Source organism: Streptomyces odontomachicola, assembly GCF_039605595.1.
Lineage (GTDB): Bacteria > Actinomycetota > Actinomycetes > Streptomycetales > Streptomycetaceae > Streptomyces.
Genome location: NZ_JBCFOK010000021.1, coordinates 34160 through 55594 on the forward strand (window position 1 = coordinate 34160; position 21435 = coordinate 55594).

Sequence of the window (21435 nt, forward strand, 5' to 3'; positions counted from 1 at the left end):
GTCGGCGATGATGCCATCAACAGGTCTACCAAAGCAGGCGGATAGCCACGGCCGGTGCCAGTTGTGTCCGGATTAGCGCGCTTTGCGCTTGCGGGTGATGGATGCGTGAATCGCCATCGCCGGGAATGTGGGTGAGGGGTGCGAGCGTGTTTCATCTGGAGCCCGGCATTCCCTTAGTGGAGGGCGGAGCACGTACGGATCGATGATCTTGAGTGTTCGCGCCGGAAGTTGCGGTATCAACTACATTCCGAACTCCGCACAACTGCATTCGCGCTCCCGGCTGTTGGATGCACCCAACGGATATGCGAGCGAGTTTGGGCGTGTGACCTCTGTCCTTGTGTGCGGGATGACAGAGGGCTCGCCTTGAGGGGGGCGAGGCACATTGATACGGTGCGGTGGATTTTGCTCGGCCTAGCCCTAGTCGGAATACCGGACCATGTCCGACTTGATGGGACCTAGAGGTACTTGATGCTTTACGGGGAGCGGGGGCGGTGACGTGAAGACCCAGGAGCGGAACGCTGCGGGCGCGAATCGCGGTGTTGCAGGCGGATCGCCGGGCGGTGAGCGGCTGCCCACGGCGTCCCGTGAGCGCAAGCCCGCCCTGGCCGCGCTCGCGGTGCTGCTGGTGCTGTTGGGCGCGCTCGGGACCACGCTGCTCGTGATGCGGGCCGGTGACCGCGAGGAGGCCATCGTGATCACCAAGCAGGTGCCGCGCGGCCAGCCCGTACCGGAGTCCGCGATCAAGTCCGTGATGGTCGCCAAGGACGAGGGCGTCAACTACGTGCGCTGGGACCAGCGGAGCCAGCTCACCAAGTTCCGCGCGGCGACCGACCTGCTCCCCGGCACCGTGATGGTCGGCGGCATGCTCTCGGAGGACCGCGGACTCAACAGGGGCCAGGTCGTCGTCGGGCTCTCGCTGAAGGCGGGACAGTACCCGGCGGGGCTGCGTGCGGGTGACAGCGTCGCCGCGTACCGGTCCAGCACGACGGGCAGCTCCGGCGCCTCGGCCGGCGCGAAGGAGCCGATCACCGACAGCGCCACCGTGCAGTCGGTCTCCGGCGGCGGAGAGGGCGTCGGGGCGAGTGGCACCAAGACGGTCTCCGTCGTGGTGAACGAGAGCGCCGCCCCCGATCTGGCCTCCGCGTCGAACGGCGGGGTCTCGCTGGTGATCACGCCCGGCTCCGGCGGCTGAGCAGTGAGCAAGAAGAAGGGCATGCGTCAATGGCGCTGATCGCACTCGCTGCGGACAAGGGGTCTCCGGGAGTCACCACGGCGGCGGTCGCGCTGTCCGCCGTGTGGCCGCGCCGTGCGCTGCTGGCCGAGGTGGACATGGCAGGGGGCGACCTCGTCTACCGGTGTTCCGGAATCAACGGCGGCCCCCTCGACCCCAACACCGGCATGCTGTCGCTGGCAGCCATGTCCCGTCGTGGGCTCGCCGCCGAGCAGCTGTGGGACCACTCGCAGCGGATCTCCGGAGGGATGGACGTCATCGTCGGGCTCGGCGCCGCCGAGCAGTCGGCCGGGCTCGCCGGGCAGTGGGGCACGCTGGGCCGCGCCTTCGCGGCGCTCGCGGACTCCCCGCACGCTGGTTCGGCCACCGACGTCCTCGCGGACTGCGGTCGGATCGGCCCCGACAGCGCGAACATCGACCTCCTCCAGCACGCCGACCTCGTACTGCTGCTGTCGCGCGGCGAGCCCGAGCAGATCTCCCGCGTACGGGACCGTGCCGCGGCACTGTCCGCGCGGCTGCACGGCGGCCAGCACGGCGTCACCGAACTCGCGCAGCCCGCGATCGGGGTGCTGCTCGTGGCCGACCCGCAGGGCGGTTCCAAGGTCGCCGGGCAGGTCAACGACATGCTCGTCGCCTCGCGTACGGGCGCGCGGGTCATGGGCGTGATCGCCCACGACGCCGTCGGCGCCGAGCAGTTGGCCGGTCGCCGGCGCGGCCGCGTCGAGAAGTCCCTGCTCGTACGGTCGGTGCGGCGCGTCGTGTCGGACCTGCACGCGCAGTACGGGACGGGCTGGACCGCCGGAGGCGCGTCCGCTCCCGTCGCACCCCAGCGGCAGGCCGCCCCGCCACAGCAGCCCGCGCCCCAACAGCAGGCTGCACCGCAGCAGCCCGGCCCGCAGCAGCCCGGCCCTCATCCGCAGGCCCCCGCGCCCGCGAACCACCCCGGCCAGCACCCGAATCAGGGTCACGCCCCCGCGGCGCCCACGGGCCCGCCGCCCGAAACGCCGCACGGGCAGGGCGGGTTCGGCCCGGCGGCTCAGCCCGCCGCGCACCCGCAGCAGGGCGGTGCCCCGTACCCGCAACAGGGCGGCACTCCGTACCCGCAACAGCCGGGCCAGCAGGGCCAGCACCCCCAACCGCAGCCGCAACCCCAACCTCAGCCCCACCCCCGCCAACCCGGCAGTGAGCGGGGTGGCTCGTGAGCGAGAGCGTTGACCATCAGCTGGTGAAGCGGTTCCGGCAGGAGGCCGGTGACCGCATCGCGGAGCAGCGGCGCATCGACCACGCCAGCGGCATCGCGCCGATGACGACCGAGGACGAGCGGCAGTTCGCGCGTGCCGTCATCGCGCAGATCCTTGAGGAATACGCGCGCGCCGAGGTCGCTGCGGGCCGTACGCCGCCGGACGCGCAGGGCGAGGAGGCGTACGCGGCCGCCGTGCACGCCGCCCTCTTCGGCGTCGGGCGCCTGCAGCCGCTGCTGGACGACCCGGAAGTCGAGAACATCGACGTCAACGGCTTCGACCAGGTCTTCATCGGCTATGCGGACGGCCGCGAGGAGCGCGGCCAGCCGGTGGCCGAGAGCGACGAGGAGCTCATCGAGCTGATCCAGGTGCTCGGCGCGTACTCCGGGCTGTCCTCGCGTCCCTTCGACACCGCGAATCCGCAGCTCGACCTGCGGCTTCCCGACGGATCCCGGCTGTCGGCCGTGATGGACGTGACGCGCAGGCCCGCGCTGTCGATCCGCCGTGCCCGCATGGGCAAGGTGACCGTCTCCGACCTGGTGGGCAACGGCACCCTCACCCCGGAGATAGGCAGCCTGCTGACGGCCGCCGTGCGGGCGCGCAAGAACATCATGATCGCGGGCGCGACCAACGCCGGAAAGACCACGCTGCTGCGCGCGCTCGCCAACGAGATCCCCGCGTACGAGCGGCTGATCACCGTGGAGCGGGCGCTGGAGCTCGGGCTCGACCAGTTCCCCGAACTCCACCCGAACGTCGTCGCGTTCGAGGAGCGGCTGCCCAACTCCGAGGGCCAGGGCGCCATCACCATGGCCGAGCTGGTCCGCCGCTCGCTGCGCATGAACCCCTCCAGGGTCATCGTCGGCGAGGTCCTCGGCGACGAGATCGTCACCATGCTCAACGCGATGTCCCAGGGCAACGACGGTTCCCTGTCGACGATCCACGCCAACAGCTCGCACGAGGTGTTCAACCGCATCTCCACGTACGCGCTCCAGGCGAACGAGCGGCTGCCCATCGAGGCGAGCCAGATGCTGGTGGCCGGCGCGATCAACTTCGTGGTCTTCGTCGAGCGCCGCACAGCGGCGCAGGGCGCTGGGCGCCTCAGCCGCACGGTCACCTCGGTGCGCGAGATCAACGGCGTGGACGGCCGGGTGCTGTCCAGCGAGGTCTTCGCTGAGGTGCCGGGCGGTCAGGTGGTGGCGCGCGCGCCGGTCTCCTGCGCGCAGGAGCTCTCGATTTACGGATACCAGCCGACCGGGAACTGGGGGTGACGGACGTGCCCGGAGCAAGCGGCTTCTTCTCGCTGGAGACGCTGTACGCGCTGCTGGCCGGCGTCGCGGTGGGCGGGGGTATCGCGCTGCTCGTCGCCGCTCTGCGCGGACTGCCCGTCAAGAAGCGGCCGAAGAAGAGCGGCTCGGAGGACCGGGCGGCGGAGCTCGCGCGGTTCGTCAGCCGGCGCGGCAGCATGGCGATCGGCGCGGGACTGGTCGTGCTGCTGCTCACCCGATGGCCCGTGGCGGCCATCGCCACCGGCGTACTGATCTTCGTCTGGGACCGCCTCTTCGGCGGGGCCGCCGAGGAGCGCGCGGCGATGCGGCGCGTCGAGGCGCTGGCCGCCTGGACCGAGTCGCTCCGCGACACCATCGCCGGTGCGGTCGGTCTCGAGCAGGCCATTCCCGCGTCGGCGCGCGCCGCGGCCCCGCAGCTCCGGCCCCATCTGGAGGCGCTGATCGACCGGCTGCGCGCCCGTACGCCGCTGCCCGACGCGCTCCAGGAGCTCGCCGACGAGCTGGACGACCCCTCGGCCGACATCATCATCGCCGCGCTGATCCTCAACTCGCGGCTGCGCGGCCCCGGTCTGCGCGAGGTGCTCGGCGCGCTCGCCAAGTCGGCCCGCGAAGAGGTGGACATGCGGCAGCGGGTCATGGCGCAGCGTGCCTCGACCCGGCGCAGCGTGCAGATCGTCGTCGGCGTCAGCGTCGCCTTCGTCCTCGGCCTCGCGATCTTCAACCGCGACTTCGTCGCCCCCTACGGGACGCCGGTCGGGCAGCTCGTACTGGCCTGCGTGTGCGGCATGTTCGCGTGCGGCTTCTGGTGGCTGCGCAAGCTGTCGCGCGTCGAGACCCCGGACCGCTTCCTGGTGCGCGCCGAGCAGCCCGTGGTGCAGCAGCCCCGTGAGACGCACCGCGAGGAGGTGCTGCCGCAGTGAACTCGATCACACTGACCGTCCTGACCGGCGCCCTCGTGGGGCTCGGCGTCTTCCTGCTCGTACGCGCGCTCCTGCCCGGCAGGAAGGGAGCCGTCGCCTCCGTACGGGAGATCGACCGGCTGCGCGCGCAGGGGCAGCAGCACGCTCCGGCCGGGTACGGGGCCAACGAGCCGGTCTCCGGGGCCGCGGGGCTGCGCGCCCGCGTCGGCGCGCGCGTCGCCGGGCTCTATCTGCGCCAGGGCTGGGAACTGCGCTCCCTGCGGGCCGACCTGGCCCTGCTGGAGCGGAGCTGGGAGGGCTTCCTCGCGACGAAGGTGATGCTGGCGGCCGTCGGCCTCTTCTTCGGCCCCTTCCTCTTCGGCGTCGCCTGGGTCATCGGCTTCGGCGGCAGCCCCGTGATCCCGGTGTGGCTGGCGCTCGCCTTCGCCGCGGGCTTCTTCATGCTGCCGGACCTGGAGGTACGCAGGGACGCTGCGGCCAAGCGGCGGGACCTGCGCCGCGTCGTCGGCGCCTATCTCGACCTCGTCGCGATGAACCTCGCCGGCGGACGCGGCCTTCCCGAGGCGCTGAAGGCGGCCAGCGAGGTCAGCGACGGCTGGGCGCTGCGCCGCATCCACGACGCGCTGTCCGACGCGCGGATCACCGGACAGAGCCAGTGGCAGGCGCTGGGGCAGCTCGGCGCGCAGCTCGGCGTGGAGGAACTCAAGGACCTGTCCGCCTCGTTGGCGCTGGTCGCCGACGACGGCGCGAAGGTGCGCGCCTCGCTCGCCTCGCGCGCAGAGACGATGCGGCACAGGGAGCTGGCGGAGATCGAGGGCAGCGCGGGCGAGAAGTCGCAGTCGATGCTCGTGGCGCAGCTCATGCTGTGCGCCGGCTTCCTGGTGTTCCTGATCTTCCCCGCCGCCATGCGGGTGTTCCAGATCTGACCGAGGGGCGGGGCGCCGCAGGACCGCGCTGAGTGCGCGGCCCGCGCCCCGTTCCACCCCCACCTCACACAACTTCACTGCTTCTCGAAAGGACTCAGTGCGATGCCCAAGAACCCCTTCGGTGGCTTCAGCCACCCCGCGGTGGACATGCTGACCGCCTTCGTCCGCGCCCGTGTGGAGCGCGCCCGCTCCGAGGAACTCGACCGCGGCGCCTCCGCCGTGGAGTGGGTCATCATCTCCGCGGTCGTCGTCGCGATCGTGGGCGTGGTCGCCGCGGTGCTCAACGCCGCGCTCAAGGACGGCGCGGACAAGGTCGGCGACTGCATCAAGGGCGCGAAGGCCGACAGCACCTGCTGAGGTGCGGGCACGGGGACTGCTGAGGGCGACCGATGGGGAGACGAACGGTGCGGGGTACGACGCGAGCCGCCGCTGGGCGGGGCTGTGCCGCGTCCGCCGCCGCGTCCGCCACGGCGTTCGTACGCCGCAGGCGCGAGGCGGTCTCGCGCTCCGGTGACCGCGGGATGACCGCGATCGAGTTCGTCGTCCTCACGCCGCTGCTGTTCTTCATGATCTTCGCGACGGTGCAGTTCGCGCTGTACTTCTTCGCCGATCACGTCGCGCAGGCCGCGGCCCAGGCGGGTGCGCGGGAGGCGCGCGCCGAGGCGCAGGACGACCCCGGCGGCTGGTCGGGCAAGGCCAAGGCGAAGGCCGACACGTACATCCAGCAGCTCGGACCGCAGCTTGTGGTCTCGCCGGACGTCCGTACGGTCCGGCCCCAGGAGGACTCGGTGGGCGTGGAGATCGACGCGCGTGTGCCCACGGTCTTCCCCGGCCTGGACATGACCGTGCACTCGGTCTCGGTGGGACCGGTCGAGAGGTTCGTGGAGGACACGGGGTGAATCCGGTGCGGCGGCGCCTGCGCGGGCTCCGCGGGGACGCGGGGCTGTCCACGGTCGAGGTGGTGATCCTCGCGCCGGTGATGATGCTGTTCATCCTGGTGCTGGTCGCCCTCGGCCAACTCGTGGACGGCCGCGGCGCGGTGGACGGCGCGGCGCGGGACGCGGCGCGTGCGGGCTCGATGGCGCACGGGGACATCGGCCAGGCGATGGCCGCCGCGCAGCGCTCCGCGCGCGCGAGCATCGGCGACACGTGCGTGAACGGGGTCTCGGTACGGGACGCGGGCAGCTCCTACCGTGCGGGCGGCATCTTCACCGTCGAGGTCACCTGCGAGGTGCGGGGGCTCGGGATGCTCGGCCTGGACATCGGCAAGGACATCACCGGAAGGTCGAGCGCGCCGATCGACCCGTTGAAGCGCACCCAATGAGGTCCCGGCCGCGGGCCGGGCAGGCGGGAGACGGCGGGAAACCGCAGGAGACGGCGGGACTGAGGATGAGGCGGACAGAGGCGATGACCCGGAGCGGCGCGGCACCTTCACGCCTGCGCGCGGCGGCGGCCGCCGCGCGGCGCGTCGTACGCGACGACCGCGGCTCGGGCGCCGGCGCCATGCTGATCTTCGCGGTGCTGTTCATGGCGCTCCTCGGCTTCGTCGTCGACGGCGGCCTGTCGATCTCCAAGCGCGAGCGCGCCGCTGACATCGCCGAACAGGCGGCCCGCTACGCGGCGCAGGACATCGACACCGAGAAGCTCCGCGAGAACCCCGGCAAGAACGCGCCGATCATCTACAAGAACTGCCCGCAGCGCGTGGCCCGCTTCGCCGAGCAGTCCGGCCTGAGCGGCGCCGACGTGGCCGCCTCCGGCTGCCTCTCGGCCAACGCGCAACAGGTCCAGGTCCGCGTACGCCTCACCTACCGGCCCGTGCTGACAGGCATGTTCTACAACGCACCACTCGAGGTCTACGGTACGGCGACGGCCGAGTCGGTGACCGGGTAGCGGCCGGACGGCCGGACGGGGCGAGGACGGAGACCGTGCGGACCCGCACCGCGCCCCGGAGCCGGCGAGCTGTCACCGGACACTCTCGGACCCTCACGACGACGAACGCATAGGAACCCATCGATGCCACGCACCCCCAGCAACAGCCCGGCTCCCGGAGGGCCGCGTAACCGGACGCCGGTGGCGGTGCGGACGCGGCGTACGCCCGGGGACGTCCTCAAGGCGGTGCTCGCGTTCCTCGCGCTGGCCGCGCTGGTGGCGGGGGTGCCCGCGGCGCTGGCGTACTTCGTGGGGTGGCCGCTGCCGAGCGGCATGGTGTCGCTGGACACGCTGCAGGAAGAGATCAGCGCGCGGACCTTCGTCAATGTGCTGGCCGTCGTGGTGTGGATCGCCTGGGCGCAGTTCGCGGCGTGCGTGCTGGTGGAGGTCAAGGCGGTGGTCACCGGTGTCGGCATGCCCGCGCGGGTGCCCGGCGCAGGGATGAGCCAGATGATGGCGCGGCAACTGGTGGCCGCCATCCTGCTGCTGGGGTCGACGGCGGCGAGCTTCACCCCGGGGCTGGCCCAGCTCGGCCAGGCCTACCAGCACCAGTCCCAGCCCCCGGCCGCCGCCGCGCAGCAGTTGCCGGGGCAGCACGCGCAGGGGCAGCAGCACGGGGGAGCGGGACAGCAGGCGGACCGGGCCCACGACGAGGGGGAGCAGGGGTCGTCGTCCCGTATGGACAAGGCCCACGACGGGGACAAGGCCGAGAAGGACACCAAGTTCTACCGGATCCAGCCGCCCGAGGGCCGCCACCACGACTCGCTCTGGGACATAGCGCAGCGGCACCTGGACGACGGGCGGCGCTACAAGGAGATCTTCGAGCTCAACAAGGACCGGGCGCAGCCTGACGGTTCCAAGCTGAGCGAGGCCAGTCTGATCCGCCCGGGGTGGATCCTGGAGATGCCGGCCGACGCGCACGGCGGCGACCTGGTGGAGATGCCGGACGACGCGCCGAAGGTGGACCAGGACCTGCGCGACCAGATCCAGGACTACCAGGGCGCGAAGGACACGGCGGCGGACGAGGACGGCGGCGCCGGCCAGGGCGACCAGGCAGGACAGGCCGACCAGGCCCGGCAGGACGGCGGGGCCGGACACGGCGAGCAGGCGGGCGACGGCGGCGAGCGGGCCGGCGACGGCAGCGAGCAGGGCGGCGGCGAGCAGGACGGCGCGCAGCACCCGGGCGCGGGCGCCTCGGAGGAGACCCCGCACGAACAGGGCCCCGGCACCGAGGTCACGGACGGCTCCGAGTCCGGCGGTTCCTTCGGCTGGGCCGAGTCCCTGGTGGGCGCCCCGCTGCTCGCCGCGGGCGTGCTCGCCGCGCTCGGCAGGCGGCGGCGCGCCGCGCTGTGGCAGTCGGCGACCGGCGCGGTACGCGGTGCGCGCGGCGGCGCGGGGCGCGAGCCCGCACCGCTCTCCGACCCCGCGGCGGCCGCGCGGGACGCGCTCCTCGTGGGCGCCGACCCGGGCGCCGTACGCTTCCTCGACCGGGCGCTGCGCGGCCTCGCCGCCGAACTGGCCGCCCAGGGGCGCACCCTGCCCACGGTGTACGCGGCCTGGCTGACCGACGAGGGCCTGCACCTCCAGCTCGCGCAGGAGGCGGGGGATCCGCCGCGGCCGTGGACCTTCGGCCAGAGCCCGTCCTTCTGGTCCGTCGAGCGCGCGCGGCTGGCGGAAGCGGAATCGGAATCGGCGGAGGGGACGTCCGGGGGCCCGGCAGGAACCGCTGCCGCGTGGCGCCCGGACGCGTCCGACCCCGAGGAGGAGACGACCGCCCCGTACCCCGGCCTCGTCAGCCTCGGCCGCAGGGACGACGCGCGGCTGCTGCTGAACCTGGAGGCCGTGCCAGGACTCGTCTCCGTCACCGGCGGCGCCGAACAGCGCCAGGACGTGCTGGCCTCCGTCGCCGCCGAGCTGGCGACCAGCGGCTGGGCGGACCGCATGGCGGTCACCCTGGTCGGATTCGGCGAGGAGCTGACCGCGCTCGCTCCCACCCGGGTGAACCACGTGGCCGACCTGCCGGGCCTGCTCGACGCGATGGAGGCGGAGACCGAGCGGCGCCGCGGCTCGCTGCGCACCGCGGGCCGGAGCACCGTGCTGACCGGCCGCACCGCGAGCCCGGGCGGGCAGCAGCAGTGGGCGCCGCACCTGGTGCTGATCGGCACCGAGCCCGGGGAGGCGGAGGCCGAACGGCTCGCCGCGCTGGCCGCCGGCGCCGACGCGCTGGGCATCGGCTACCTGGTCGCGACCGGCCGTACGGAACTCCCCGGCGCGGTATGGGAGTTCGAGGTCACCGGCGACCACACGCTGAAGGCCCCGCTGATGGGCCTGGAGCTGGAGGGGCAGCTGCTGCCCTCGCGCCTCCGTACGGCGGTCGCCGAGCTCTTCGCCTCGGCGGACGCGCACGCGCAGCCCGACCCGGGCCCCGGTTCGGGCGGCGGGACCGCGGGAGCCGATGCGGGGCCGCGCTTCCGCGTCGACCTCAGCGACCGCGGACGGCCCGATGTGTACGTACGCCTGATGGGCCCGTACGAGATCATCGGGCTGGACGAACCGGAGGGCGCCCGCAGCGTCCTGCTGCGCGAGGCCCTCGCGCTGCTCCTGCTCAAGAGGGAGGGCGTGCACCCGCGGGTGCTGGCCTCCGCGCTGTGGCCGAAGGGCGTCACGGCGGATGTGCGGGACGCGCTGATCGAGCGGCTCACCCGCTGGCTGGGGAACGGGGCCGACGGCACCCCGCGGCTGCGCACCGACGACGACGGGCGGCTCGTGCTGCTCGAATCGGTCGTCTCCGACTGGGACGTGCTGCGCACCCTGCACCACGGCGCGACCGGCGAACGCGGCGCGAAGCTCTCGCCCGCCCTGCGGCACCGGCAGCTGAGCGACGCGCTGGATCTCGCGCGCGGACCGCTGCTGTCCGAGCGCCCCGAGGGGCGGTACGGCTGGCTGGCGCACGAGCTGGCCGACTCGCAGCAGCCCCTTCTCGTGGCCGAGATCGGCCTCGAACTGGCCGCCGAACACACCGGTCAGGACCGCCCGGAGCGCGCGGCCGAGGCGGTGCGCGGCGCCCTGCGCGCCGCGCCGGGGGACGAGCGGCTGTGGCACGAGCTGCTGCGTACGGAGCACGCCACGGGCGATCCTGAGCGGCTGGACGAGGCCATGGAGTGGATCACCGAGCAGAACCGGGCCCTGCACGGCCCCGGCCGCGGACTGCCGGCGCGCACCCAGGCCCTGCTGGAGGAGCTGGCGCCCGCCAAGCCGGGGGCGCGCGGCAAGGCTTCGGGCTGAGCCGCTCGCAGAGCAAACACCGCGGCCCGCGTCCTCGGGGGTAGGGACGCGGGCCGCGGTGGCTTGCTGGCGGAGCGCGGTGGCTCCGGGTGGAGCCCTGTGGGGCTCCGGGGTCATCCGGGGATCAGATGTGGAGCTGCTGACCCGGCAGGATGAGGTTCGGGTCGCCGCCGATGACGGACTTGTTGTTCTGGTACACGGTCTGCCAGTTCGTGCCGTGCGCGGCCGCGATCTTGCCGAGGGTGTCGCCGGACTTCACGGTGTAGTTGCCGCCGGAGGACTGCTGCGGCTGCTGCACCGGGCGCTCCTGGCTGCGCTGCGCCGGAACGTGCTGCTCCTGACGCTGCGTCTGCTGCTGCGGCTGGGCCTGGCGCTGCTGCTGCGGCTGCTGGGTCTGCTGGCGCTGCTGCGGCTGGGCCTGCTGCTGGCTCTGGCTCTGGCTGTGCTGGTTCTGGGCCTGGCTGTGCTGCTGGGTGCCGCCGCCGTTCGGGTTCACGTTCGCCGAGGGGCCGCCCGCGCTCAGGTTGCCGGCTCCGGCGCAGCCCCAGGCGCCCGGGCCCTGCTTGGCGAGCAGCTTCTCGGCGGTGGCTATCTGCTGCGACTTCGACGCCTGGTCGGCGCGCGGCGCGTACTGGGTGCCGCCGGCCGCGGCCCAGCTCGACTGCGAGAACTGGAGCCCGCCGTAGTAGCCGTTGCCGGTGTTGATGGACCAGTTGCCCCCGGACTCGCACTGGGCGACCTTGTCCCAGGTGTCGACGGAGGCCGCCTGGGCGCCGGTGGCGGACATCAGCGGGATGGCGACGGAGGCGCCGGCGAGACCGGTCACCGCGGCGATGCGAGCGGTCTTGGTGGGGCGGCGGTGACGGCCCTTGCCGGAGAACTGCATGGTCTTTCTTCCTTACGGTCGCGGCTGCTCGCCGTCGGGGTTGCGGCGAACGGGGTCGAGCGGGATGGACCGTAAGCAGAAGCCACGTGAAGGTTCAAAAGGCGCCAGGGGAGATCAAATTGGCGAATGAGGCGACCAGTTCGCTTCATCGCCGCAGGTCAGACTGCATGCGAACAAAACGGACAGGGGGCGCATCAGCGGACGAGCGGGAGAGAAGCGTCACACGTGACGGAGTGCCAGATGACGGTTGGTACGCACGTCACCACGCTCTCCGCGCCCCTCGCGCGCCGGCCAACATCCGCCCGGCGGGGGCCGGGTGGCATGTGCTAAGGGCCCTGCTAATGGTCCGGATGCGCGGGACTCCGGTCCCGCCGCTCGGGCCCTTCGATCTGGATCGTCGCGTGTGAGATCCCGTACGTGTCGTCCAGCAGCCGCAGCACCCGGTCGAGAACCGCTTCGGGATGCGCGCCCCGCTCCGGTACGACGTGACCGCTGGCCGAGTCCATGCCGGAGGTGACCGTCCAGATGTGCAGGTCGTGCACCTCCGCCACGCCGTCCAGCGCCGCGATCTCCGCCTCGACGGCCGCCACGTCGAGCCCCGGCGGCGCCGCCTCCATCAGGATGCGCACCGCCTGCGCCATCAGCTTCCCCGCGCGCGGCAGGATGAACAGGCCGATCGCCACGCCGAGTACGGGGTCCACGTACCGCCACCCCGTGAGCTGGATGATCCCGGCGCCCACGATCACGGCGACCGAGCCCAGCAGGTCGCCGAGGACCTCCAGGTAGGCGCCCTTGAGGTTGATGCTGTCCTTGGCGCCCGCGTACAGCAGGCGGAAGCTGATCAGGTTCACGGCCAGGCCGCCCGCGGCGACCAGCAGCAGCGGCAGCCCCGGCACTTCGGGCGGCGAACCCCACCGGCGTACCGCCTCGACCAGCACATATCCCGCGACCGCGAACAGCAGCACCCCGTTCGCGAGCGCCGCCAGCACCTCCAGCCGGTAGGTCCCGTACGTGCGCTGCCGCGGCCCCTCGCGCGCCGCCAGCGTGATCGCGGCCAGCGCCATGCCGAGCCCCAGGACGTCCGTTCCCATGTGCGCCGCGTCGGACAGCAGCGCCAGCGAACCGAAGGCGATGCCGCCGACCAGCTCGGCGACCATGTACAGCGCCGTGAGCACGAAGGCGACGACGAGCGCCCCGCGGTGCCGCGCCCCCGCGGACCCGCCTCCGGGCCCATGGTCGTGTCCCATGAGCCGAAGCTAGCAACTCCCCGGGCAGGCTCCGGCGCATTGCGCGCCGGGGGCGGGAGTGTCCCGTGCGGGGGTCTGCGGGCGGCGCGCACTGGGGCCTTCGCGGGCGGCGCGCGCCCGGTCCGGTGGGTGTGGCGTGGTCGGTCCGGCGGGTGGCGCGCACCGGGCCCTGCGTGTGCGGCGCGCGCGTGGCGCGTCCCGCCCGGTGGCTTGCGTTCACCGTGCCGACCTGCGGATTCACCGGGATCTGTACGGGTACGCGGGACGGACAACCGCTTGGATTGGGGTAGATCATGGAGCTGAACGAGCTGAAGCCCGTGTACGCCCACGAGGGGCCCTTCGCGACCGTCTACCTGGAGGGGCGCTCGCCCGGGGAGGACGCGGCGAAGCAGATCAGGCTGCGCTGGGGCACCCTGCGCGAGCGGCTGGAGGCCGAGCACGCCCAGAGCGCGGCCCTGGACGCTGCCGAGCGTGCGCTCACCCGCGCCGAACGCGGCGAGGAGCAGGCCAACGGCCGCGTACTGGTCACCTCGGCGACGGACGGCGTGGTGCTCGACTCTCCCTGGGACGCCGCCATGGGCACCGGCGACGACGCCCACTGGAGCATGCTCCCCGAGCTGGGCGCCTTCGTGCGCGAGGCAGCGCACGCGGTCAGGGTGCTGCTCGTCGTCGCAGGTCAGGAAGAGGCCGAGCTGCGCCGCCTGGTCGTCGCCCAGGAACACGCCCCCGCTGAACTCGCCCGCGAGGCCGTCTCCGGCAGCGCCGTGGAGCGCCCGCACCACATCCGCGAGGGCGCGCTGGCGCACCGCAGGATCCAGCGCCGCGCCGACGAGGCGGTTGACCAGAACGCCCGCGACATCGCGCAGGCGGTGGACCGCGCCATGGCAGCCCTCCACCCGGACGTACTGATCCTCGCCGGCCCCGTGCAGGGCCGCACCGCCGTCCGCGAACAGCTCTCCTCGGGTCCCGCCGGGATCCTGGTGGAGACCGACCGCGGCGGCCTCGGCCGCTCCGGCGCCGAGGAGGCGCTGACCGAGGAGGTGCTGCGGATCGCGGGCGAGCACAGCGCCGAGGCGGCCCGCCACGCCGCGGCCCGCGTGGACGAGGGCCTGGCCTACCAGCGCGCGGTACGCGGCGACCCCGACGTCCTCAAGGCAGCCGAGACGGGCGCTCTGGACACGCTGGTCTTCGAGGACGGCACCCAGGCGACGGGCGAGGCGCTGCTCCTCAAGTCCGCGGCGGAGACGGACGCTTCGTTCGCGCTGGCCCCCGCGGGCACCGAATACCCCGACGGCGTCGGCGGCGTACTCCGCTACGCCCCCACGGGCCCGAGGGGCTAGGAACTCCCCATTCCTTTCCCGCTGGGCGGGCGCCCCGTGCCGTACGGGGCGCCCGCCCGCGTACGTCTAAATCCCCGCCCGGGGAGCCCCGTTGGCGCCGCGAGGGTGCCGCGGAAGCACTTCGAAGGCGCTGTGGCCAACGGGCGCCGCTCGGGCGGCAACGGTGCTTCCCCGCCGGGCGATTCGGAGGCCCGGCCCCGGCGTGACCCGGCTCGCGGAACACAAAGGCCCGTGTCCATGTGAGTCACGGGCCTCCGCCGGGTACGCATCCGTCGGACGGATGAGATGGCGCCCCCGGCAGGACTCGAACCTGCGGCCAAGCGCTTAGAAGGCGCCTGCTCTATCCACTGAGCTACGGGGGCCGGCTCTCGGTCGCGGATGGGCGGGCGCGTCCTCCGGTGACCTTGGCCCGGTCAAGGATAGGGGTCCGTCCGACGCGCATCCCTCGCTTCACGCCCGCGACACCATGTGGAGGTTCAGTGAAGCGGTCCCGATAATCGCAGGCGGGTGCGATTTGTGCAGCGGTTTTGGCCCTGTCCGGTGAGGGTGTTGCGCACTCGTTATGGGTGCGGCCGGTGCGCTGTGGTCGATCTGTGGGCCAGATGGGGCGAATGGGGCTAATGGCGAGCGAATGCCGTCGTTTTCCTCGCGCAGTGCCGTGGATGCGCTTCAAAAACCCGACACAGTTGGGCATTCTTCCCGTGTGGCGATCTTGGACGTACGGCCCGAAGTACTCGACGCGCTGACCGCGCTCCGCGGGCGCGTCGCTGCCGCACGGTTTCCGCTGCCGCTGCCGGGCGCCGAGCGGGCGCGGCGATCCCGCGACGAACTGCTGGCGCAGCTCGACGACTATCTGCTGCCGCGGCTGCGCACCCCCAGGGCGCCGCTGCTCGCGGTGGTCGGGGGGTCGACGGGCGCCGGGAAGTCGACGCTCGTCAACTCCCTTGTGGGGCGCCGTGTCAGCGAGGCGGGCGTGCTGCGCCCGACGACCCGCGTCCCCGTGCTGGTGTGCCACCCCGGGGACCATCACTGGTTCGCGGGGCAGCGCGTACTGCCCCGGCTCGGGCGGGTGTGGATGCCCCGCCAGGAGGGCGGCCCCGCGGGGGTGCAGGACGAGTCCGCCGCCGACGGCGAGGAGGCCGAGGAGAGCGGCTACGAGGAGGGCGAGGACGGCGCCCCGATGCGCGCGCTCAGACTCGAGACCGACGCTGCGCTGCCCGAGGGACTCGCGCTGCTCGACGCCCCCGACATCGACTCCCTGGTGGCCCGCAACCGCGACCTCGCCGCCGAGCTGATCTGCGCCGCCGACATCTGGGTCCTGGTGACGACGGCGGCCCGCTACGGCGACGCCGTGCCCTGGCACCTGCTGCGGACCGCCAAGGAATACGACGTCACGCTGGCCACCGTGCTCGACCGGGTGCCGCACCAGATCGCTCCCGACGTGGCGCGGCAGTACGGACTGCTGCTGGACAGCGAGGGGCTCGCCGAGGTGCCCCGCTTCACCATCCCCGAGCTGCCGGAGTCCGCGGGGGGCTCCGGGCTGCTGCCGCTCACCGCCGTGGCCGGGCTCCGCGACTGGCTGACCCGCCGGGCCCAGGACCCGGCCGCGCGTGCCGTCGCCGCCGAGCGCACCGCCGCGGGCGCGCTGGACTCGCTCCGCCCGCGCGTCTCCGCCCTCGCCGCCGCGGCCTCCTCGCAGCACGCGGTGGCGCAGCGGCTGATGCAGCACGTGGAGGAGGCGTACGAGGCGGCCGGCGCCAACGTGCGGAAGCGGATCGCGAGCGGCGAACTCCTCGGCGGCGACGCCGCCGCCCACTGGCGCGGCTTCCCCGTGGACAGCGGCGCCGCCGAACTCCTCGACGCCTTCGAGGACGGCCTCATCGCGCTGCTGGTCGAGGCCATGGCCACAGCGGACGAGCGGGCGGGCGCAGCCTGGAGCAAGGAACCCGGTGCTCCCGCCAGCCCGTTGACCATGGCCGGCGGCACCAAGACGCCCGACGGCACCGACGGAACCGAGGGCCGCGGCCGAGCCGGCGTCCTCGTACGGCGCTGGCGCCGCTGCCTGGAAGAACTCGCCGAGGAGGAGGCGCGAGCGGCCGAACGCCACTCGCCCGCCGACCTGGAGGGCCTCATGGGGCTGCTCGCCGCCGCGCTGCTCGGCGGCGGCCGAGCGGGCGACGCCCGCGCCGCGCTGACCGGCGCCCTCGGGGTGCGCGCCGCGAAGCAGGCACGCGGACGCGGCCAGCGGCTCCTGACCGAGTGCGTGGAGAAGGTGCTGTACGGCGAGCGCGACCGGAGGCTCGCACCGCTGGAGAAGCTCGACGCCAGCCCCGACCCGCAAGTGGAGCTGATCGCCGCGTACTCGGGGCTCCTCCGGGCCCGCCAGGAAGGCGCCGAAGCGGAGTTGACCGAGGTGTCCCAGTCCCAGTTGACCCAGCCGCAGAAGGAGAGGTGACCGGGGGTGTCGTCCGCCGGGGAGGCCGAGGGCCGGGAGCAGGAACACGGAGCGGGACCCAGCAACGGTCCGGACTCCGACTGGCACGCGGACGCGGAGCCCCGTGTGGGCGCCGGGCTTCGCGAGGGCGCTGAGCACCGCGCCGGGCTTCGCGAAGGTGCTGAGCACCGCGCCGGGAGTGAGCGGCCGCGGATGACCCGTGGAGCCCCGGCCGAGTCCGACGAGCGTGCTGTGGGCTCGACTGAGGTGCCGGGTGCCGATGCCGCGCCGGGGCACGAGGTGTCCGCCGTGCCGGAGAACCAGGACCGAGCCGCGGCGGAAGGTGCGGTGTGGGGCGACGGCCTGATCGCGCGCCGTGCCCCGGAGCGGGTGCGGCAGGCCGTCCACGCGGAACACGACGAGCTGGACGCCGGGGTCTCTCCTCCGTCGCACGGACTGCGGCATCACGAAGCTCTGAGCGCCGAGACCACGGGCCGGGAACCGGTGCGCCACGAGCCGGTGGCTGCTCCAGGCAGGGGCAGCGAGGGCGCGTTCGCCCAGGCCCGGCACTCCGAGCAGGGGCTTTCCATGGTGGAGCGTGCCGAGTTCGGGCGGGCCGAGGTCGGTGACTCCGGGTTCGGCGGTGCCGGGGTCCCGCTCTCTGAGGCCGCGCGTCACGAGATCGCGCGCTCCCATGCGCCCGAGCGCGAGTGGGAGCGGGAACATCCGGGCGGTGCTCCGGGGCAGCCCGCCACCGCTGCCGCCACTCCGCTGGGCGCCGGTGCCAGAGCGGGCAATGGGGGGCCGAGGAACGGTGGTTACGGATCCGCCGGGATGCGGTCCCCGTACCGCGGCACCGCGGCGCAACGGGAGGCCGACATGACGGATGACGCTTTGCGGCAGCGGTTGGGCGCGCTCCGCGAGCTCGTCGGGCTCTCGCGTACGCGTCTCGCCGAACGCGAGCTCGCCGAGGCCGGCAAGGTGCTGGAGCAGGCACACGCCCGCGGACGGCTGCCGCGCGACTTCACCACCGTCGCCCTCGCGGGAGCCACCGGCAGTGGAAAGTCCTCCCTCTTCAACGCCCTTGCAGGCGCCAAGCTTTCGGAGACCGGCATGCGCCGGCCCACCACCGCGGCGCCCATCGCCTGCACCTGGGAGGCAGCCGGTGGACCCGAGGGCGGAGCCGACGGACTCCTTGACCGGCTGAGCATCCCCTCGTCCGCGCGCCGCCGACTGCGCGTACCGGCGCCGCCGACCGGGATGGGCGGGGCAGCGTCGGGGGCTTACGGCACGTACGGCACCGGGCAGGACAGCCACGGCGGGGCCACCGGTGTCACCGGCGGATTCGCGAACGGTGGCGATGCGCGCGGGGGCGACCTGCGCGGGCTGGTGCTGATCGACCTTCCCGATCACGACTCGGTCGCCGAGGAACACCGCGAACAGGTCGACCGCCTGCTGCGCCTCGTGGACGCGGTGATCTGGGTCGCCGATCCGGAGAAGTACGCGGACGCGGTGCTGCACGAGCGCTACCTCCAGCCGCTGGCCGGATACGCGGAGGTCACCTTCGTGGTGCTCAACCAGGTCGACCGGCTTCCCGGGGAGGCCGCCGCCACCGTCCTCGACGACCTGCGGCGGCTCCTCGACGAGGACGGCATGGCCCTGGGCGAACACGGAGAGCCTGGCGCCCGCGTCCTCCCGGCCTCGGCCCTCTCCGGCGAGGGGGTGCCCGAACTCCGCGAGGAACTGGGCACCTTCGTGGCCGGCCGGCGTGCCGCGGCGCTGCGGCTGACCGCCGACCTCGACGGCGCCGTGCAGAGGCTGCGCCCGGTCTATGCGGAGCCCGGCCCCGACGCCACGGTGGAGACGCCGGCCGGCCTGACGGAACACGCGCGGCAGGACTTCGAGGAACGGCTCGCCGCCGCGGTGGGCTCGGACGCGGCGGGCCAGTCCGCGGAACGTGCCTGGCTGCGGCAGGCGGAGCACGCGTGCGGTACGGCATGGTCGAGGATCGCGCGGTGGCATTCCGCGCGGCGCGACGATGACACGGGAAGGCCCGCGGACACGTTGCTCGGACTGCGTGCGGGAACGGCCCTGCCGGGCGCCGGAGCTGGGGCTGGGGTCGGCATCGGGGCTGGGACTGGGGCCGGTGTCAGTGCCGGAGTCGGAGCCGCGGAAGGTGTGACCGGTGGGATTGGCGGGGGGAAGAACGCCGGGGTTGAGAGATCGGGGAAGCAGGGTGAGCGGGGGAGTGCTGCGTCTGTGAGCGGGAGGGGCGGTGCTGGTGCTGGCTCCGGTTCCGGTTCCGGCTCCGTCCAGCCTCGGGGCTCGGGGCGTGCCGGAGGCGCGGGCGCTGTCCGTGAGCAGGCCTACGTGGCGCGGCCCGTGGTGGATCTCGCCGTACGGGAGCTGACGGACCAGGCCACGGACGGCCTCCCGGAGGCGTGGGCCGACGCCGTACGAGAGGCGGGCCGGCGCGGCGCCGAGGAACTGCCGGATGCGCTGGACACCGCGCTGCGGGAGGAGTCGGAGGCGGACGAGGCAGTCGTGGGCCCGGACGGTACGGAGCAGGGGCTGCCGCGGCCGACCTGGTGGAAGGTGGCCGCCGTGACGCAGATCGTGCTCCTGGTGTTCCAAGTCCTCGGCATGTGCTGGATGTTGGGAGAGCTGGTCGGACTGGTCGGCGGCGTCGGGTGGCTGCCCATGGCGCTGGTGGGCTTCGGCGCGGCCGGCGCTCCCGTCATGGCCTGGGGCTGCCGCGCCGCGGCACGGGGCCCTGCTCGCGCGTACGGGATGGAGAAGGAACGCAGGCTCCGCGAGGTTGCCGCGTCCCTGGGCCGTACGCGAGTGCTGGAGCCGGTGGCGGCCGAGCTGCTGCGGTACCGCGAGGTGCGGGAGCAGTACGTGATCGCCGCTGGAGGCGTGGACAGGGCCTAACGGCGCGGGTGGGGGCGGCGCGGCGGGGTGTTCATGGCTCGCGCGGGAGTGGAGGTCGGGGCTCGGTTGTGACCGGCCATTCGTGGCGGCCCTTTCGACCTTCTTGGGCCTGTTGGACTGGTTGGCCCTGCGGGGCCTGTCCGTCGTTTCAGCCCTGACGGCTTGGTGCTCCATGAGCGCCGTTGAATGTGTGCTGCGCTGAGCGCGATTCTTGCAGTTCATCAACTTCCTCACCTGGAACCTTTCTTGATTCTGGAGCGGTAGGGGAGCCTTGCTCACGGCCAGGGATGCTGGATCCGCGGTAATTAATCCTTGACCCGTGATCCCTGGTCCGTGAATTCGCGAGCGGTCGCCTTGTCGGTCGCTCGACCAGATCAGGAAGAGGAGAGGCCGCAAGGCGACATCAGAGCCAGCTCGCAAGCGGTCTCCTGCGGCTGCCCGTCGATCGCGATGTGTCGACTCTGCCCCGGCGAGCGGCTGGTGGGAAGGGCGGACAGGCACAACCCCTCTATCGGGTAGCGGAGTTATCCACAGGCGGTGAGTTGTCCACAGAACCGGCCCATGATCAGCGGGGATTCGCCGTTCGCTGCAGGCTGTTTTCCGGCTCGGGGCGTCGTTGACCCTCCCCGGACCGACGCTCCGGGCCGCCTGACTCTGGAGCTTTGGCAAGCTACCCGGCCTTTCCATCCCGCCCGTCGGGTCGGCCACTCTCAATCAAGGGGGAAATCGTGTACGAGACTCATGTGACTGCCGTTGGAAACGTCGCCACCGAGGTCCGCTGCGGAATTTCAGCGAACGGCCATCCGCTTGCGCGCTTCCGACTCGCCAACACCGCCCGACGGTTCGATTCCGAGAAACAGGCATGGGTGGACGGTGGCACCAACTTCTTCACGGTCTGGGCCTGGCGGACCCTCGCGACGAATGTCGCTTCATCGGTCAGCATCGGCCAACCGGTCATTGTGCAGGGCCAGTTGCGAGTCAAGGAGGTGGAGAAGGAGGGAAAGAAGTTCTTCGCGGCCGATGTGATCGCCACGTCCGTGGGGCATGACCTCTCCCGCGGTACGGCGGCATTCGTACGCGGCGGCACGATGCGTTCGCTGTCCGACACGGCCATCACGGGCGTTCCCGCGACCGACCCCTGGGCCGTGCCCGCGGCCTCGGCCGACCCCGTGAACTTCGTGGGGGTGGCGGCCTCGGAGAGCTCGAAATCCGCCGAGGTTTCGGTAGGGCCCGAGGGGTGGAGCGAGAGCGGCCTCCCGGTCGGCCCGAGTAGCTCGGGCAAAGCGACCTCGGGGCAAGCGGCCAAGGAGGGCCCTCACCCAACGCCCGTCAGCGCCGGTGCCGGTGCCGGCGCCGCGACCGATGCCCCGACCCACGCGGGAGCCGGCGCACAACAGACCGCCACCGACGGCCCCGACCAGCAGCCCGCACCCACCAAGAAAGCAGCCACCCGAAAAGCCCGCGAGTCCAGCTCTGTTACGCGCGCCAGCGCTGGAACCGGAGTCGGACCCGCGCCCGGATCCGGCACCGGCATCGACACCAAAGAGGACCGCTATGTCGATATGACGCTCAAGAAAGACCCCACACAGGACCGAAGCACGCCAGACGCCCCGCGAGCCAAGCCCAACCCTCGTACAAACAAGGCAACTTCACGCGCCCACAGCGGAACGCCGAAACCAGGAACGTCAGAAACCTGGCCCACCGAGACCCGGGCCCAAGGCCAGCAGGCACCCCAGCCCACCGCAGCCCCGGCCTCTACCGGCTAGCCAGCGCTGC

16 protein-coding genes and 1 tRNA gene are annotated in these 21435 nt (G+C 72.9%); 14 read left to right on the forward strand and 3 right to left on the reverse strand.

Translation table 11 applies throughout. The features are described 5' to 3' along the window. Positions 1-496 precede the first annotated feature (496 nt). The 10 genes from ABEE00_RS31075 to ABEE00_RS31120 all read left to right on the forward strand — a co-directional run bounded on the left by ABEE00_RS31075 (position 497) and on the right by ABEE00_RS31120 (position 10818). Positions 497-1192 carry a hypothetical protein gene (locus ABEE00_RS31075; protein WP_345749094.1) on the forward strand — a complete coding sequence of 232 codons (696 nt, stop codon included), beginning with the start codon at positions 497-499 and terminating at the stop codon, positions 1190-1192. A gap of 29 nt (positions 1193-1221) precedes the next feature. After that, on the forward strand, positions 1222-2433 hold the full coding sequence (locus ABEE00_RS31080) for a hypothetical protein (RefSeq protein WP_345749095.1): 1212 nt from the start codon (positions 1222-1224) through the stop codon (positions 2431-2433). Then, positions 2430-3740 carry a TadA family conjugal transfer-associated ATPase gene (locus tag ABEE00_RS31085; RefSeq protein ID WP_345749096.1) on the forward strand — a complete coding sequence of 437 codons (1311 nt, stop codon included), beginning with the start codon at positions 2430-2432 and terminating at the stop codon, positions 3738-3740. Before ABEE00_RS31080 ends, ABEE00_RS31085 begins: the two co-directional genes overlap by 4 nt. A gap of 5 nt (positions 3741-3745) precedes the next feature. Continuing rightward, positions 3746-4678, forward strand: a complete 933-nt coding sequence (locus ABEE00_RS31090; RefSeq protein ID WP_345749097.1) for a type II secretion system F family protein — start codon at positions 3746-3748, stop codon at positions 4676-4678. Further along, positions 4675-5604, forward strand: a complete 930-nt coding sequence (locus ABEE00_RS31095; protein ID WP_345749098.1) for a type II secretion system F family protein — start codon at positions 4675-4677, stop codon at positions 5602-5604. The genes ABEE00_RS31090 and ABEE00_RS31095 overlap by 4 nt, the downstream gene beginning before the upstream one ends. A 102-nt stretch (positions 5605-5706) precedes the next feature. Further along, complete coding sequence (locus ABEE00_RS31100; RefSeq protein WP_345749099.1) at positions 5707-5961, forward strand: hypothetical protein; 255 nt, start codon at positions 5707-5709, stop codon at positions 5959-5961. A 164-nt stretch (positions 5962-6125) separates the two neighbouring features. Next, positions 6126-6503 carry a TadE family protein gene (locus ABEE00_RS31105; RefSeq protein ID WP_345749100.1) on the forward strand — a complete coding sequence of 126 codons (378 nt, stop codon included), beginning with the start codon at positions 6126-6128 and terminating at the stop codon, positions 6501-6503. Next, entirely contained in the window at positions 6500-6928 is a 429-nt protein-coding gene (locus ABEE00_RS31110) for a TadE/TadG family type IV pilus assembly protein (RefSeq protein WP_345749101.1), read from the forward strand. The genes ABEE00_RS31105 and ABEE00_RS31110 overlap by 4 nt, the downstream gene beginning before the upstream one ends. Before the next feature lie 83 nt (positions 6929-7011). Then, a complete protein-coding gene (locus ABEE00_RS31115; RefSeq protein ID WP_345749102.1) occupies positions 7012-7494 on the forward strand; it encodes a Tad domain-containing protein in 483 nt (160 codons plus the stop codon). A 123-nt stretch (positions 7495-7617) separates the two neighbouring features. Further along, positions 7618-10818: an AfsR/SARP family transcriptional regulator gene (locus ABEE00_RS31120; protein WP_345749103.1), complete on the forward strand. Its 3201-nt coding sequence runs from the start codon at positions 7618-7620 to the stop codon at positions 10816-10818. 124 nt (positions 10819-10942) lie between these two features. Here ABEE00_RS31120 and ABEE00_RS31125 read toward each other — a convergent pair whose 3' ends face one another. Further along, complete coding sequence (locus tag ABEE00_RS31125; protein WP_345749104.1) at positions 10943-11704, reverse strand: transglycosylase family protein; 762 nt, start codon at positions 11702-11704, stop codon at positions 10943-10945. 338 nt (positions 11705-12042) lie between these two features. Next, on the reverse strand, positions 12043-12951 hold the full coding sequence (locus ABEE00_RS31130) for a cation diffusion facilitator family transporter (protein WP_345749105.1): 909 nt from the start codon (positions 12949-12951) through the stop codon (positions 12043-12045). A gap of 293 nt (positions 12952-13244) precedes the next feature. On the opposite strand from ABEE00_RS31130, the gene ABEE00_RS31135 reads away from it, so the two are divergent. Next, positions 13245-14291, forward strand: a complete 1047-nt coding sequence (locus ABEE00_RS31135) for a baeRF2 domain-containing protein (RefSeq protein WP_345749106.1) — start codon at positions 13245-13247, stop codon at positions 14289-14291. A 286-nt stretch (positions 14292-14577) separates the two neighbouring features. On the opposite strand, the gene ABEE00_RS31140 is transcribed toward ABEE00_RS31135, so the two are convergent. Next, positions 14578-14653, reverse strand: a tRNA-Arg gene (locus tag ABEE00_RS31140). Positions 14654-15003: 350 nt separating this feature from the next. Between ABEE00_RS31140 and ABEE00_RS31145 the strand changes: the two genes are divergently transcribed. The 3 genes from ABEE00_RS31145 to ABEE00_RS31155 all read left to right on the forward strand — a co-directional run bounded on the left by ABEE00_RS31145 (position 15004) and on the right by ABEE00_RS31155 (position 21425). Then, on the forward strand, positions 15004-16746 hold the full coding sequence (locus ABEE00_RS31145) for a dynamin family protein (RefSeq protein ID WP_345749152.1): 1743 nt from the start codon (positions 15004-15006) through the stop codon (positions 16744-16746). Positions 16747-17559: 813 nt separating this feature from the next. Next, entirely contained in the window at positions 17560-19659 is a 2100-nt protein-coding gene (locus tag ABEE00_RS31150; RefSeq protein WP_345749153.1) for a GTPase, read from the forward strand. A gap of 728 nt (positions 19660-20387) precedes the next feature. Beyond that, on the forward strand, positions 20388-21425 hold the full coding sequence (locus tag ABEE00_RS31155; RefSeq protein ID WP_345749107.1) for a single-stranded DNA-binding protein: 1038 nt from the start codon (positions 20388-20390) through the stop codon (positions 21423-21425). Positions 21426-21435: the final 10 nt, after the last annotated feature.

What these genes read in the sequence shown, in the direction of transcription:
- ABEE00_RS31080 (WP_345749095.1), top strand. Translation starts at nt 1,222, where the DNA reads ATGGCGCTGATCGCACTCGCTGCGGACAAGGGGTCTCCGGGAGTCACC.
- ABEE00_RS31100 (WP_345749099.1), top strand. Translation starts at nt 5,707, where the DNA reads ATGCCCAAGAACCCCTTCGGTGGCTTCAGCCACCCCGCGGTGGACATG.
- ABEE00_RS31105 (WP_345749100.1), top strand. Translation starts at nt 6,126, where the DNA reads ATGACCGCGATCGAGTTCGTCGTCCTCACGCCGCTGCTGTTCTTCATG.
- ABEE00_RS31115 (WP_345749102.1), top strand. Translation starts at nt 7,012, where the DNA reads ATGACCCGGAGCGGCGCGGCACCTTCACGCCTGCGCGCGGCGGCGGCC.
- ABEE00_RS31120 (WP_345749103.1), top strand. Translation starts at nt 7,618, where the DNA reads ATGCCACGCACCCCCAGCAACAGCCCGGCTCCCGGAGGGCCGCGTAAC.
- ABEE00_RS31125 (WP_345749104.1), bottom strand. Translation starts at nt 11,704, where the DNA reads ATGCAGTTCTCCGGCAAGGGCCGTCACCGCCGCCCCACCAAGACCGCT.
- ABEE00_RS31130 (WP_345749105.1), bottom strand. Translation starts at nt 12,951, where the DNA reads ATGGGACACGACCATGGGCCCGGAGGCGGGTCCGCGGGGGCGCGGCAC.
- ABEE00_RS31135 (WP_345749106.1), top strand. Translation starts at nt 13,245, where the DNA reads ATGGAGCTGAACGAGCTGAAGCCCGTGTACGCCCACGAGGGGCCCTTC.
- ABEE00_RS31150 (WP_345749153.1), top strand. Translation starts at nt 17,560, where the DNA reads ATGCGGTCCCCGTACCGCGGCACCGCGGCGCAACGGGAGGCCGACATG.